The 15,163-nt window shown below is 41.8% G+C and carries 11 protein-coding genes and 2 rRNA genes; 11 read left to right on the top strand and 2 right to left on the bottom strand.

The annotated features are described in order from the left end of the window. Positions 1-141: 141 nt before the first annotated feature. The 10 genes from C8270_RS16695 to C8270_RS16650 all read left to right on the top strand — a co-directional run bounded on the left by C8270_RS16695 (position 142) and on the right by C8270_RS16650 (position 10,990). Positions 142-3,063, top strand: a 23S ribosomal RNA gene (locus tag C8270_RS16695). Positions 3,064-3,141: 78 nt separating this feature from the next. Then, a 5S ribosomal RNA gene (gene rrf / locus C8270_RS16690) occupies positions 3,142-3,257 on the top strand. A 212-nt stretch (positions 3,258-3,469) separates the two neighbouring features. Next, entirely contained in the window at positions 3,470-4,060 is a 591-nt protein-coding gene (locus C8270_RS16685) for a TetR/AcrR family transcriptional regulator (protein WP_106497924.1), read from the top strand. A 26-nt stretch (positions 4,061-4,086) separates the two neighbouring features. Further along, entirely contained in the window at positions 4,087-4,854 is a 768-nt protein-coding gene (locus tag C8270_RS16680) for a 3-hydroxyacyl-CoA dehydrogenase (RefSeq protein WP_106497923.1), read from the top strand. A 45-nt stretch (positions 4,855-4,899) separates the two neighbouring features. Then, positions 4,900-6,045, top strand: coding sequence for an acyl-CoA dehydrogenase family protein (locus tag C8270_RS16675; RefSeq protein WP_106497922.1), 1,146 nt, complete (start codon positions 4,900-4,902; stop codon positions 6,043-6,045). A gap of 18 nt (positions 6,046-6,063) precedes the next feature. Beyond that, entirely contained in the window at positions 6,064-6,492 is a 429-nt protein-coding gene (locus tag C8270_RS16670) for a MaoC/PaaZ C-terminal domain-containing protein (RefSeq protein WP_106497921.1), read from the top strand. 43 nt (positions 6,493-6,535) lie between these two features. After that, on the top strand, positions 6,536-7,687 hold the full coding sequence (locus tag C8270_RS16665) for a thiolase family protein (protein ID WP_106497920.1): 1,152 nt from the start codon (positions 6,536-6,538) through the stop codon (positions 7,685-7,687). A gap of 28 nt (positions 7,688-7,715) precedes the next feature. After that, positions 7,716-8,852 carry a CaiB/BaiF CoA transferase family protein gene (locus C8270_RS16660; RefSeq protein ID WP_106497919.1) on the top strand — a complete coding sequence of 379 codons (1,137 nt, stop codon included), beginning with the start codon at positions 7,716-7,718 and terminating at the stop codon, positions 8,850-8,852. Between the two features lie 106 nt (positions 8,853-8,958). Next, positions 8,959-10,578 (top strand): long-chain fatty acid--CoA ligase, encoded by a 1,620-nt coding sequence (locus C8270_RS16655; protein ID WP_199794691.1) that lies wholly within the window; start codon positions 8,959-8,961, stop codon positions 10,576-10,578. A 190-nt stretch (positions 10,579-10,768) separates the two neighbouring features. After that, the gene (locus C8270_RS16650; RefSeq protein ID WP_158701753.1) at positions 10,769-10,990 is read left to right on the top strand and encodes a YppG family protein; all 222 of its coding nucleotides are present in this window, start codon (positions 10,769-10,771) and stop codon (positions 10,988-10,990) included. A 71-nt stretch (positions 10,991-11,061) separates the two neighbouring features. Here C8270_RS16650 and C8270_RS16645 read toward each other — a convergent pair whose 3' ends face one another. Both C8270_RS16645 and C8270_RS16640 read right to left on the bottom strand, forming a co-directional pair. Next, entirely contained in the window at positions 11,062-11,499 is a 438-nt protein-coding gene (locus C8270_RS16645; protein ID WP_158701752.1) for an Hsp20/alpha crystallin family protein, read from the bottom strand. Positions 11,500-11,741: 242 nt separating this feature from the next. Further along, entirely contained in the window at positions 11,742-13,328 is a 1,587-nt protein-coding gene (locus tag C8270_RS16640) for a peptide chain release factor 3 (protein WP_106497915.1), read from the bottom strand. A gap of 296 nt (positions 13,329-13,624) precedes the next feature. Between C8270_RS16640 and C8270_RS16635 the strand changes: the two genes are divergently transcribed. Continuing rightward, positions 13,625-15,160 carry a solute symporter family protein gene (locus tag C8270_RS16635; RefSeq protein ID WP_106497914.1) on the top strand — a complete coding sequence of 512 codons (1,536 nt, stop codon included), beginning with the start codon at positions 13,625-13,627 and terminating at the stop codon, positions 15,158-15,160. The last annotated feature ends 3 nt before the right edge of the window (positions 15,161-15,163 follow it).

Here is a 15,163-nt window from a genome sequence, read left to right as displayed (position 1 = left end):
TCAGATGATCTCCTCGGTAAGGGCGTACTTGGTTGTTTGGTTCAGTTTTGAGAGAGTGAATCTCTCGCTTTGTACCTTGAAAACTAAATAAGAGTAAGACATTCAACGACATCAAATTTAAGTTCTTAATCTTAATATAATAGTTAAGTGAATAAGGGCGCACGGTGGATGCCTTGGCACTAGGAGCCGATGAAGGACGGGACTAACACCGATATGCCTCGGGGAGTCGTAAGTAGACTTCGATCCGAGGATTTCCGAATGGGGGAACCCACTGTTCGTAATGGAGCAGTATTTGTATCTGAATACATAGGATACAAGAGGCAGACCCGGGGAACTGAAACATCTCAGTACCCGGAGGAAGAGAAAGCAAACGCGATTTCCCAAGTAGCGGCGAGCGAAACGGAATCAGCCCAAACCAGAAAGCTTGCTTTCTGGGGTTGTAGGACACTCCTTTGGAGTTACCAAGAAATTCTTTAGATGAATCGATCTGGAACGATCAGCCATAGCGGGTAAGAGCCCTGTAATCGAAAAGGAATTTCCTCCGGAGTGGATCCTGAGTACGGCGGAACACGAGGAATTCCGTCGGAATCTGGGAGGACCATCTCCCAAGGCTAAATACTCCCTAGTGACCGATAGTGAACCAGTACCGTGAGGGAAAGGTGAAAAGCACCCCGGAAGGGGAGTGAAAGAGAACCTGAAACCGTGCGCTTACAAGTAGTCGAAGCCCGTTAATGGGTGACGGCGTACCTTTTGTAGAATGGACCGGCGAGTTACGATCGTATGCAAGGTTAAGTGGAAGACACGGAGCCGAAGCGAAAGCGAGTCTGAACAGGGCGAATATAGTATGCGGTCGTAGACCCGAAACCGTGTGATCTACCCATGTCCAGGGTGAAGGTCAGGTAACACTGACAGGAGGCCCGAACCCACGTATGTTGAAAAATGCGGGGATGAGGTGTGGGTAGGGGTGAAATGCCAATCGAACACGGAGATAGCTGGTTCTCTCCGAAATAGCTTTAGGGCTAGCCTCAAGCAAAGAGTACTGGAGGTAGAGCACTGATTGAACTAGGGGCCCTCATCGGGTTACCGAATTCAGTCAAACTCCGAATGCCAGCTACTTAGACTTGGGAGTCAGACTATGGGTGATAAGGTTCATAGTCGAAAGGGAAACAGCCCAGACCGCCAGCTAAGGTCCCAAAGTATACGTTAAGTGGAAAAGGATGTGGAGTTGCCCAGACAACCAGGATGTTGGCTTAGAAGCAGCCATCATTTAAAGAGTGCGTAATAGCTCACTGGTCGAGTGACTCTGCGCCGAAAATATACCGGGGCTAAACGTATCACCGAAGCTGCGGATTGTTCTTTGAACAATGGTAGGAGAGCGTTCTAAGCGCTGTGAAGTCAGACCGTGAGGACTGGTGGAGCGCTTAGAAGTGAGAATGCCGGTATGAGTAGCGAAAAAAGAGTGAGAATCTCTTTCACCGAATGCCTAAGGTTTCCTGAGGAAGGCTCGTCCTCTCAGGGTTAGTCGGGACCTAAGCCGAGGCCGAAAGGCGTAGGCGATGGACAACAGGTAGATATTCCTGTACCACCTCATGACCGCTATTAGCGATGGGGGGACGCAGAAGGATATGGAAAGCGCACCGATGGATGTGTGCGCCCAAGCAGTTAGAAAGTTGGATAGGCAAATCCGTCCAACAATTTCAAGCTGTGATGGGGAGGGAACTAGAGTACCGAAGTTCCAGATTCCACACTGCCAAGAAAATCCTCTAGCAAGGTCACAGGTGCCCGTACCGCAAACCGACACAGGTAGGCGAGGAGAGAATCCTAAGGTGATCGGGAGAACTCTCGTTAAGGAACTCGGCAAAATGACCCCGTAACTTCGGGAGAAGGGGTGCTTCATTTACATGGAGCCGCAGTGAATAGGCCCAAGCGACTGTTTAGCAAAAACACAGGTCTCTGCGAAGCCGAAAGGCGAAGTATAGGGGCTGACACCTGCCCGGTGCTGGAAGGTTAAGGGGAAGCGTTAGCGCCATTGGCGCGAAGCGTAGAACCGAAGCCCCAGTAAACGGCGGCCGTAACTATAACGGTCCTAAGGTAGCGAAATTCCTTGTCGGGTAAGTTCCGACCCGCACGAAAGGTGCAACGACTTGGGCACTGTCTCAACGAGAGACCCGGTGAAATTATACTATGCGTGAAGATGCGCATTACCCGCGACAGGACGGAAAGACCCCGTGGAGCTTTACTGTAGCCTGATATTGAATGTTGGTACAGCTTGTACAGGATAGGTGGGAGCCTTGGAAACCGGAGCGCTAGCTTCGGTGGAGGCACCCGTGGGATACCACCCTGGCTGTACGGACATTCTAACCCAGGACCGTGATCCGGTTCGGAGACAGTGTCAGGCGGGCAGTTTGACTGGGGCGGTCGCCTCCTAAAAGGTAACGGAGGCGCCCAAAGGTTCCCTCAGAATGGTTGGAAATCATTCGCAGAGTGTAAAGGCAGAAGGGAGCTTGACTGCGAGACCTACAAGTCGAGCAGGGACGAAAGTCGGGCTTAGTGATCCGGTGGTTCCGCATGGAAGGGCCATCGCTCAACGGATAAAAGCTACCCCGGGGATAACAGGCTTATCTCCCCCAAGAGTTCACATCGACGGGGAGGTTTGGCACCTCGATGTCGGCTCATCGCATCCTGGGGCTGTAGTCGGTCCCAAGGGTTGGGCTGTTCGCCCATTAAAGCGGTACGCGAGCTGGGTTCAGAACGTCGTGAGACAGTTCGGTCCCTATCCGTCGTGGGCGTTGGAAGTCTGAGAGGAGCTGTCCTTAGTACGAGAGGACCGGGATGGACACACCGCTGGTGTACCAGTTGTTCCGCCAGGAGCATAGCTGGGTAGCTACGTGTGGCAAGGATAAGTGCTGAAAGCATCTAAGCATGAAGCCCCCCTCAAGATGAGACTTCCCATCACTTCTAAGTGAGTAAGATCCCTCAGAGACGATGAGGTTGATAGGTCCGAGGTGGAAGCGTGGTAACACGTGGAGCTGACGGATACTAATCGATCGAGGACTTAACTATATTTCTTTTTGATTCGTTGCTTAAAAAACTCTTATTTAGTTTTTAGGGTATAAAAAGTGTTATACCGCAAATAGTATGTCTGGTAGCAATAGCGGAGAGGTCACACCTGTTCCCATGCCGAACACAGCAGTTAAGCTCTCCAGCGCCGATGGTAGTTGGGGCATTGCCCCTGCAAGAGTAGGACGCCGCCAGGCAAATAAAAAAGAGCTAGAATACGATTATTCGTATTCTAGCTCTTTTTTGCTTTACAAAATAATTACCTCATTCCTTCTTTTTAAGTTTACTTTTCTGTTCTTACGTACAACATTAGTAATTTGAGTTTTTAGAAAATTTACTTGACATTTAAAAATTAAACTTTTAGAATTATATGTAAATATAAAAGGCTACGTAGAGGAAGTGGTCAGTTATGTCTTTACGAGAACAGAAGACAGCAAAGAAAAAGGAAGACATTTTGCGGACAGCGATTCGTGTTCTATCGGAGAAAGGTTATCATGGAACAACGATGGAAGAAATAGCATCCAAACTTTTGATGACGAAGGGTTCTGTATACTACTACTTTCGTGATAAGCAGGATTTGTTGTATCAAAGCCAGATAATGTTATTAGAGCGTAGTTTGAAGAATATAGAGCAAGTGCGCAAACTGGATTTGCCTGTAATCGAAAAACTACGAAAAGCTGTAGTAGTTCATATTGAATATTTGCTTTCTGAACGATCTGGGTTTGAACTAATGATGCAGCCTGAGCATATTTTTACAACAGAACAACTGAAACAAATTCTCCGTCTGCGTGACGATTATGGAAAAAATTTTGATCAGTTAATCTTGATAGGTATAGAAGCAAATCTATTCCATACCGTGGACGTGAAAATTGTAAGAAATATTATTTTAGGTGCGATGAACTGGGTGACACAATGGTATTCAGCTGAGGGGAAAATGAGTGATACGGAAATTGCTGAATCTATTTCTAATTACCTATTACGCATCTTAACATGGAAATAGAATACATATAAATGGAGGACAATCAAATGGAAATTAAAAATAGTGTTGCTGTCGTTACAGGTGGCGCATCTGGTCTTGGTGAAGCTACTGTAAGGAAGATTGTTTCAGAAGGTGGGAAAGCTGTCATCTTGGACCTAGCAGAGAGAAAAGGTAATCTACTGACAGAAGAATTAGGGGAAAGTGTCTATTTTGTCAAAACAGATGTAACGGATGAAATAAGTGTGCAAGCAGCCTTAGATGAAGCTGGCCAAACGTTTGGAAACATTGATTTACTAGTTAATTGTGCAGGGATTGGTTCAGCGGAAAAGACTTTTGGCAAAAAGGGGGTACATAATCTATCTGCTTTTTCAAAGGTTATTCAGGTTAATTTGATTGGGACATTTAATGTTATTCGTCTTGCCACGGAAAAAATGGCTAATAATGAACCGAACGATAAGGGTGAACGTGGGGTAATTATTAATACAGCATCGGTTGCTGCGTTTGAGGGACAGGTTGGGCAGGCTGCTTACAGTGCCTCTAAAGGGGGAATTGCGGGGATGACTTTGCCAATTGCTAGGGATCTTTCTACATTGGGAATAAGAGTGATGACGATTGCTCCAGGTTTATTTGAAACACCGCTATTTGCTACATTACCGGATAGTGCTCGAAAAGCTTTAGGAGAAATGACACCGTTTCCATCTAGGCTGGGTTATCCTTCTGAATATGCGCATTTGGTTACAAGCATCTTGGAAAATCCGATGTTAAATGGAGAAATTATCCGACTTGATGGTGCAATCAGGATGCAGCCGAAGTAAATATGGATTTGTTTTAAATTAGTTGAAAACATTGGAGTGATTTTGATGGAGAGGTCGTTTTTAGGGGAAGAACATGCTATTTTTCGTCGTTCATTACGAAAATTTCTTGAGAAAGAAGCGATACCGAATTTTGCTCAATGGGAAAAAAATCAGCAAGTACCAAGATCCTTTTGGAAAAAGCTTGGGAACCAGGGTTTTCTATGTCCTTGGGCTGACGAGAAGTTTGGGGCTGTTCATGCTGATTTTGGTTATTCTGTAGTCATTAATGAGGAATTTGAGAGAGTTGGCACTGGGATGGTTGGGATTGGTCTCCATAATGATATTGTTATGCCATATATTGATTCATATGGGACAGATACTCAGAAAGAACGGTGGCTAAAAGGAGCGATTAGTGGTGACTTAGTATCAGCTATTGCTATGACAGAACCTGGTGCAGGGTCAGATTTGGCGGCTATTAAAACGACTGCTGTAAAAGATGGTGATGATTACATTGTTAACGGAGAAAAGACATTTATAACAAATGGCTATACAGCTGATTTAGTTGTTGTAGTCTGTAAAACAAATTCAAAGGCACAACCTGCACATAAAGGGATTAGTCTTCTAGTTATTGAAGCGGATACACCAGGGTTTACCAAGAACAAAAAACTACAAAAGGTTGGTCAGCATGCAAATGATACGTGTGAACTGGTTTTTGAGAATGTCAGAGTCCCAACAGCCAATTTGTTAGGGGTTGAGGGGAAAGGTTTCTATTATTTGATGGAAAAATTGCAGCAGGAACGATTAATGGTTGCTATTCAGAGTATGGAGGCCGTTGAAATCATGCTTGAATTAACAGTTGATTATGTGAAACAACGAGAGGCTTTCGGACGGTCTATTAGTAAGTTTCAAAATACCCAGTTTAGTCTTGCCGAAATGAAAACAGAAATGCAAATAGGCAGGACTTTTGTTGATCGCCTGATTGATGACCATGTTGCTGGTAACAATGTAGTGACAGAAGTTTCAATGGCAAAGTGGTGGACAACCGACCTAGCCAAAAAGGTTGCTGGTGAATGTATGCAACTACATGGAGGATATGGCTATATAGAGGAATACGAGATTGCTAGAAGATATCGCGATGTAGCTGTTTCATCGATTTATGCAGGGACAAATGAAATTATGAAAGGAATTATTGCCAAGAATATGGGATTGTAAAAACAAAGGAGAAGTGAAATGAAATTTGATACATTTTCTTTAGGAGAACAATTTTTTACCAATCCGATCACCGTGACAGAGGAAGATATCATAGATTTCGCAAATAAATATGATCCTCAATATTTTCATGTTGATAGAAATGCTGCTGAAGAAAGTCCGTATGGCTCATTAATTGCATCGGGTTTTCATACATTAGCTGTAGTTTGGTCGGAGTGGATAAAGATGGATATTTTAGGTAGAGATTGCCTTGGTGGTGTGGGTGCGGACGAAATTAGATGGAGGAAACCTGTGCTAGCGAATGACCAACTATCAGGTCAATTTACAATCGCTGATAAAAAGAAGTCCGCGAATGGAAAAAGAGGACTTTTAACAATAGATGTTGTGATCAGAAATCAAAAGGATGAAGAAGTATTAACTTGCAATACGAACGTATATGTTGCAGTGTGATAGATTTGCAGAAGATAGAAAATGAATGGGAAGGATGATTACGATGCGTGAAGCAGTAATTGTGGAGGCGGTTAGAACCCCTGTTGGTAGGCGGAATGGGATGTTAAGTGGTATTCGTGCTGAGGATCTGGCCGCAAAACCATTAAAGGAAGTGGTGAGAAGAGCAGGGATTTCTGCTGGACTTGTGGAGGATGTGATTTTTGGTTGCGTGTCTCAGGTTGGGGAGCAAGGATTTGACATTGCTCGAGAAGCGGCACTTATTGCTGATTACCCTGTTGAGGTTCCGGGAACAACAATTGATCGTCAGTGCGGCTCGAGCCAACAGGCAGTCCATTTTGCTTCACAAGCAATTATTAGTGGGGATATGGATATTGTTGTTGCTGGTGGAATTGAAAATATGTCACGTGTACCAATGGGTTCAAATATGCAAGGTGTGAAACTTAGTGAGGAATTAACGAGCAGATATGAAATTATAAATCAAGGGTTATCAGCAGATCGAATTGCGGATAAATGGGGGTTCAGCCGTGAGCAAATGGATGAATTTTCATTAGAAAGTCATGCAAAGGCAGTTGCCGCTCGTAAGGCTGGGCATTTTGCAAAAGAAATCATGCCATTGGAAGTAACACCCCCGGATGATACAAAGAAGATCGTGAGTGATGACGAAGGGCCACGGGATAATACAAATATGGAGAAACTTGGTAGTCTTAAACCAGCATTTAGAGAAGATGGAAGTATAACAGCTGGTAACTCCAGTCAAATCAGTGATGGGGCTGTAGCAATACTAATTATGTCGCGCGAAAAAGCAGTAGAACTTGGATTAAAGCCAAGGTTTCGTATTGTTGCCCGTTCTGTTGTTGGTTCAGATCCGACTCTCATGCTAACAGGGCCGATTCCCGCAACAGAAAAAGTGTTGAAAAAAGCTGGACTCACCATTGATAACATCGATATTTTTGAAGTTAATGAGGCATTTGCTTCAGTACCACTTGCTTGGCTTGCGGAAACTGGTGCAGATCCGAAAAAATTGAATCCAAATGGTGGGGCAATTGCACTAGGTCATCCGCTTGGCGCAAGTGGTGGTCGTCTAATGACAACCATGTTATACGAATTGGAACGAACTGGGGCGCGATATGGGCTACAAACGATGTGTGAGGGACATGGAATGGCTAATGCGACAGTTATTGAGCGCTTGGATTAGGGCTAGTTATGCAAAGGGGGTGTGAAGAATGCCGTTAAAATCCATACGTATTCTTGATTTAACTAGACTATTGCCTGGACCGTATTGTACGATGTTGCTTGCAGATTTTGGTGCAGAGGTTATCAAAGTGGAGGATGCAAAAATGGGGGATTATGCTAGAGCGTATGAGCCCAAGCTAGATGAAGACAGTACCCTCTTTCATTCGCTTAACCGTAATAAGAAAAGTGTGTGCTTGAATTTAAAGTCGGCAGAAGGGAAAGCAGATTTTTTAAGAATGGTGGAAAAAGCGGATGTTGTGGTGGAATCATTTCGTCCGGGAGTTATGGAACGGCTTGGGCTGAATTATGATGTGCTAAAAAGGCTAAATCCTAAATTGATTTATTGTGCAGTTACAGGCTTTGGGCAAACTGGGCCGTATGCAAAACAACCTGGCCACGACCTTAATTACCTAAGTTATGCGGGTTTACTTAATTTAATGGGAGAGAAAGGAGGGAAGCCGGTTATTCCCGCAACGCAGATAGCTGATATTGGTGGCGGTGCCTATCCAGCTGTTGTTGGTATCTTACTTGCCTTATTTGAAAGAGAAAAATCAGGAACTGGACAGTTTGTTGATATTTCCATGATGGATGGCGTGATCTCGTGGCTTCAAACGGTACTTCCTAATTATTTAATGAAAAATGAAATACCAAAACGGGGTGAGCAACTGTTAGATGGAGGACGGGCTTGCTATGCAGTTTACGAAACCAAGGATAATCGATTCATTTCTGTTGGGGCTTTGGAACCAAAGTTTTGGCAAGCTTTTTGTCAGACAATCAATAGAACAGATTTTATTCCTTTGTTGGAAGCACCATTACACGAGCAGCACCGGTTAAAATATGAAATTCAAACCATTATGTCCAAAAAAACGTTAGCTGAATGGCTTGCTGTTTTTTCGGATATCGAAGCTTGTGTTTCACCAGTTTTAGACTTTGCGGAAATGATGAATGATCCTCAAGTAAGGGCACGAGAAATGATCCAAACAGTGAAACATAACACGTTGGGCGCTGTAAAACAAATTGGGGTTCCAATTAAACTATCAAAGACACCTGGCGAAATTCGTACACAAGCCCCAAGACTTGGCGAGCATACAGCAGAAATGAAGGGGGAGATGGGGCTTTTGAAATAACGATGATAGTAGTTAGTGTCCTTTATCACCATGAACTTGAACCGACTTTATAAGGAATGCAGTGAAAGAACGTTTGCCTAATTAAATTTGAGAGGGGAAATTTGTGATGATGAACACGCCGTTAACATTAGTGTCTTTGGTTGAACGTGCTGAAAGGTATTTTCCTAAGAAACAAATTATCTCTAGAACGATGAAAGGTATACAGCGATTCACGTATCAAGAAATGGGAAAAAGGAAGAGGTCGCTATCGAGTGCATTGGCAACACTCGGTGTTAAAAAAGGTGACAAGGTTGGAACATTTGCATGGAACCATCACCGGCATTTAGAAGCCTATTTTGCCATTCCATCGATGGGGGCCGTACTGCATACAATTAATATTCGCCTTTCAGCGGAACATCTTAGTTACATTATTAACCATGCTGAAGATAAAGTTTTACTGGTGGATGCAGATTTACTGCCGTTGCTTGAGAATATAAAGGATGAATTGACAACGGTAGAAGCCATTATTGTGATGACGGATGAGGAAACACTGCCCAAATCAGATCTTACACCACTCTATTCCTATGAAAATCTACTAGCAAAAGCAGATGAAACGTATCAATTTTCAAATGATATTGCTGAGGAAGACCCGGCCGGTTTGTGCTATACGTCAGGTACAACAGGAAAACCCAAGGGAGTTGTCTATTCCCACCGAGGCCTCGTTTTACACAGTATGGCATTGAGTCTTACAGATACGGCGGGAGTCTCTGAAGCGGATGTTTGCATGCCAGTTGTGCCTATGTTCCATGCGAATGCTTGGGGGATGCCTTTTGCTGCGACATGGTTAGGTTCTACACAAGTTTTACCAGGACCGTCACCTACACCGAAAGTACTTGCCCAATTAATCGAATCAGAAAAAGTGACGATAACAGCTGGCGTACCAACGATTTGGCTTGGTTTATTAAATGAACTAGAGAAAAATGATTATCAGACAGATAGTTTGCGTGCGGTCCTTTGTGGTGGAGCGGCAGCACCATCGGGAATGATACGAACGTTTGAAACAAAATACGATATTCCGTTTGTTCATGCATATGGCATGACAGAAACAACGCCACTCGTTATCCTTTCCCGATTAAAAAGCTATCAAACGAATCTACCGGAAGAGGAAAAATTAGCATTGCGCTCAAAACAAGGCACAGTTGTACCTGGAATTGATATAAAAGTAGTAAATGAAAATGGGGAAGCAAAACAAGATGGACAAGATATGGGAGAATTGCTAATTCGCGGTCCCTGGATTGCTGATGAATATTATAAAGATGACCGTAGTCAAGAGGCGTTTCGCGATGGATGGCTCTATACGGGAGATGTTGTAACGATTGATGAAGAAGGCTTCATTAAAATTGTTGATCGAACAAAAGATTTAATTAAAAGTGGTGGTGAATGGATTTCTTCCGTTGATTTAGAAAATGCATTAATGGCACATGAGGCTGTATTCGAGGCAGCGGTTGTATCGATTCCACATCCAAAGTGGCAAGAGCGACCAGTAGCTTGTGTTGTCTTAAAAAATAGCTATCGTAATACGGTTTCTAAAGATGATATCTTTCGCTTTTTGGAACCTCAGTTTGCAAAGTGGTGGTTGCCTGATGAGGTTCTGTTCATGGAAGAAATACCAAAAACATCGGTCGGTAAATTTTTAAAAACTGCACTGAGGGAACAAGTGAAAAACGATATGACAGCACAATCATAATATTTTAATTCCAGTATGGGGCGTTTTTAAAGCGCCTCTTTTCCTATGTGAAAGAGCAGGGGATCATCCATAAGATAAAATTGTAATTGGATCCCGATTTAAAAATGTAAAATGCAGGACAGTTATCTTTTCGTTAGAAGCCGTTTTGGAATAGAATATAATAGCTCTTGATATGGGAGGTGTTATCGATATGTTTCCTGGGAGACCAAGGCGACCAATGCCTAGAAATCCACTTTTCCCACCGCCAAGACAAATGCAACGGCAGCAGACACCAAATAGGCAGCATTTAATGGCAATGTTTCAAACAGCTGATGGAAATTTGGACATTGAAAAAATCTCATCTACGGCAAGGCAAATAAATGATGTTTATAAGCAAGTAAGCCCAATGGTTGCTAAATTTATCAAAAAGTAGGATAGGATTTGTCCAATAATTACGAAAAGCTGGTTTCCTATTTGGGATTACCAGCTTTTAAATATTTTAGTTTAGTCATCGATATCAATAAATTTTCTGCTTTCATTCAGTTTGGGAACGGTAATTTTCAGAAGTCCATTATTTAGTTTTGCTTTTGTATCTTTTTCGGAAATCGTAAATGGTAGTGTAACAAGACGTTCAGCCTGTCTAACAGATTCCTCGTTGTTATAATTTTCGTTTTTCTCTTCGACGTTGGTCGTGTCTTCAGCGGAAATGCGAATTTGATTTCCAATAATCTCTAAGTGAATTTGCTCTCTTTTGTAACCTGGCAATTCTGCTTCAATGACAACCGAGGATTTCGTTTCATACGTGTTTATACGAATTGATTTTTTAAACATGGAATTGAAATTTTTAATCGAATCGTTAAAAAAAGAATCCATTTGCTCTAATAAATGGTTAAATTGTGGCCTTTGCGTTCGTTTTGATTCATTGTCTCTATTTGCAGCCACCCCTTTCACTCCTCTCATACTAAAAATTGTACTATTAAACTATGCGCAAATAAAAAAGTGTAGTGGGCGGAAACATAGGCATAAAGAATCAGTTAATCGCTCACTTTAATAAAAGAAGCGATAATGGCGATCTTACAAGGAGAAAGATGATGTATTACTGAAAAATACATTGGCTAATAAAAAAGAAGATAAACGTAAAAGAACGCAGCCAAATAGTATTGGCTGCGTTTTTTAATGACGAGTTAATACGTCTGATCATACTTGTTTTCTTCAAACAAATCGATTAATTCAACATCGGGATTCTTATCTTGGAATAACTTAAGAGAGAAGTCGTTTTTAAATAGAACAACGAAATTCCCTTCCCGATCCAGCGTAAGCAAACTACGCTCATCAAAAATTGATTCATCTACCTTGTCAGTTTTTAGCCAACGTGGGATTCGCTCGCCGATTGATTCAAACATCACTTCTGCATTATATTCATTTTGCATTCGATATTGGAACACTTCATATTGCAGTTCACCGACGGCACCAAGGATATTGGCCTCTGTGCGATGACCTTTATATAATTGGATTGCACCTTCTTGGACAAGTTGTTCGATACCCTTTCTGAATTGTTTTGCTTTCATGACGTTTTTCGCTGTTACCTTTTTAAATAGTTCTGGTGGGAATTGTGGTAGCTCATCATATTCGAAATTTTCTCTTCCTTCAATTAATGTGTCACCAATTCGATAAGCATTCGGATCATAAATACCAATGATATCCCCTGCATATGCTTCTTCCACTGTATCTCTAGCCGAAGCAACAAACTGCTGGGATTGGGAGAGTTTAACAGGCTTATCGGTTCTCGCCAGTTTGACTGTCATTCCTCGTTCAAATTTGCCGGAACATACACGAATAAATGCTACCCGATCGCGATGAGCAGGGTTCATGTTGGCTTGAATTTTAAAGATAAATCCGGAAAATTCCGGGTTGTCAGGTGAAATGACTCCATCCGTTGTTTTCCTTGGAGCTGGCGCTGGTGCCATTGAAATAAACGTATCAAAAAATGTTTGTACGCCAAAAGGGGCCAGAGCACTACCAAAAAAGACGGGTGTTTGTTTCCCGGCTAAAACAGCATCTAATGAAAATTGATCTCCAGCTTCATCCAATAAAGAAAGTTCATCTGCAGCTGCTTGGTATGCAGCCTGGGACACCAAATCTTGATGTTCGGGGTCTTCTAAATCGCTGTATGGAATATATGATTCTTCCTCATTACCGTTATACCTGACAAATTGCTTATCATGACGATCAAAGATTCCCAAAAATCGTTTTCCCATTCCTGCTGGCCAGTTCATTGGATATGTTTCAATATCTAAAACTTGCTCGATTTCTTCCAGCAAATCAAAGGGTTCTTTTCCTTCACGATCTAATTTATTGATGAACGTGAAAATAGGAATACCACGCATGCGGCACACTTTAAATAATTTAATTGTTTGCGCCTCAATCCCTTTTGTTGCATCAATGATCATAACAACACTGTCCACAGCAGTTAACGTGCGATACGTATCTTCACTAAAATCTTCGTGGCCAGGTGTATCTAAGATATTTACTTCGTAGTCTTCATAGGGAAAATTCATAACACTTGACGTAATTGAAATACCACGTTGCTTTTCTAATTCCATCCAATCCGATGTAGCAAATTTACCGGATTTTTTCCCTTTTACCGTACCAGCTGAGCGGATTAAATTTCCATATAGTAATAACTTTTCGGTTAAGGTTGTTTTACCCGCATCAGGGTGCGAGATAATTGCAAAGGTTCTTCGTTTATTAACTTCATCATGTAGACTCATAAAAAATCCCTTCCATTTCCAAGATTTAATTCCTACCTCGTTCGTATTCGTACAATCGGGGATTTTTAATTTACATCGGAATAATTCTCCTTTTGAACTTATTTACTGAAAACATAAATCATTTCTAAGAATCGTTACGTTAATCATAATACCATCAAAAGATAGCATGAGTAAGGTCTTAAAGTCAATGTAGAATAGCTTTACTTATTCTTTGTATTCCTTTACTATTTATGATAAGAGAAAATAGTGAATTTTCTATATTTTATTGCGGACGTACTGTAAATGGTGGTGAACGAATGAACATAACATATTTCTTATTTTTTCTCTGTATTATTGTATGTACATTAATTATTACGTATTGGGCGGCAAGGAGAAGTAGAACTGCCAATCAATTTTATATAGCGGCTGGAAGTCTAACAGGTATTCAAAATGGCATGGCGATCGCCGGGGATTATATCAGTGCGGCTTCTTTCTTAGGTATTGTTGGTACAATTTCAATCAATGGGTATGATGGATTTTTGTATGCGATTGGTTTTTTAGTTTCCTATTTAATTGTGCTGTTTTTTATCGCTGAACCTGTTCACCATTTGGGAAAATATTCACTCGGAGATGTGATTTGTTCGCGTTTTCCGAGTTACAACATGCGCTGGGTGATGGCGATCGGTGCATTTGTCATTTCCATTCTTTATATCATTCCGCAATTAGTAGCTGCAGGTCTATTAATACGGTTATTATTAGATATTAATTACTCAACCTCTGTCATTGTTATTGGCGGTTTAATGACGGTTTATGTTGTATTTGGTGGCATGTTCGCAGCGTCATGGGTGCAAATTGTAAAAACAGTCGTCCTCATGTCAGGTACGTTTCTGCTTTCCTTAATTGTGTTTTCTCGTTTTGATTGGGATGTTACTGAATTGATTGCCCAAGTAAAATTAGGTACTCCTTTAGGCGATCAATTTTTTCTACCTGGAAATTTATTCGATAGTTCCCTGGAAACAATCTCTTTAAATTTGACGTTAATGCTTGGAACGGCGGGTTTACCACATATTTTAATTCGATTCTATACGGTACAAAACACAACAGAGGTACGACGATCTATCGTAAGTGCAAGCTGGATTATCGGTTTATTTTATCTGATTACACTTGTTTTAGGATTAGGAGCTGTGGCAATGGTTGGGCTTGAGCAGTTAGTAGCACTTGATCCAACAGGGAATTTGGCTGCACCATTACTGGCAGAAAAATTGGGTGGTGATTTTTTGATGGCTTTTATTGCTGCGATAGCCTTTACAACGATTGTTGCGGTTGTTGCTGGTTTAGTGATTTCAGCTACAACTGCATTCGCACATGATATCTACTATCATATTATTAAAAAAGGACGTACGACAGAAAAAGAGCAATTGCGTGCTGCGCAAGTAACGGCCTTTATCATTGGCCTCATTTCAACGCTATTTGCACTCGGATTAAAGAATATTAATGTTACTTTCCTTGTTTCGTTAACATTTCTTGTTGCCGCATCTAGTAATTTACCTGTGCTGTTGTTTACAATCTATTGGAAACGGTTCAATCAAACAGGAGCGATCACCGGAATGATTTGTGGCTTAACGGCTTCTTTAGTGCTTCTTTTGTTTGGGCCGCATGTTATGAATCTAAATGGTGGCTGGATTTTGAAAGAGCCGTTTTTCCTATTACATAATCCAGGAATAATTGCTATCCCACTTGGTTTCTTAGGTGCATACCTTGGAACTATTATGTCAAATAAACAACAGAAAAATACGGATGCATTTTATCAATTCTACCTTAGAGCACATATTGGTAGATTCAAGGAGAGATAACTC

The organism is Lentibacillus sp. Marseille-P4043, from assembly GCF_900258515.1.
Lineage (GTDB): Bacteria > Bacillota > Bacilli > Bacillales > Amphibacillaceae > Lentibacillus_C.
The sequence above is the reverse complement of the archived record's forward strand: the minus strand, read 5'-3'. Positions and strand labels throughout refer to the sequence as shown.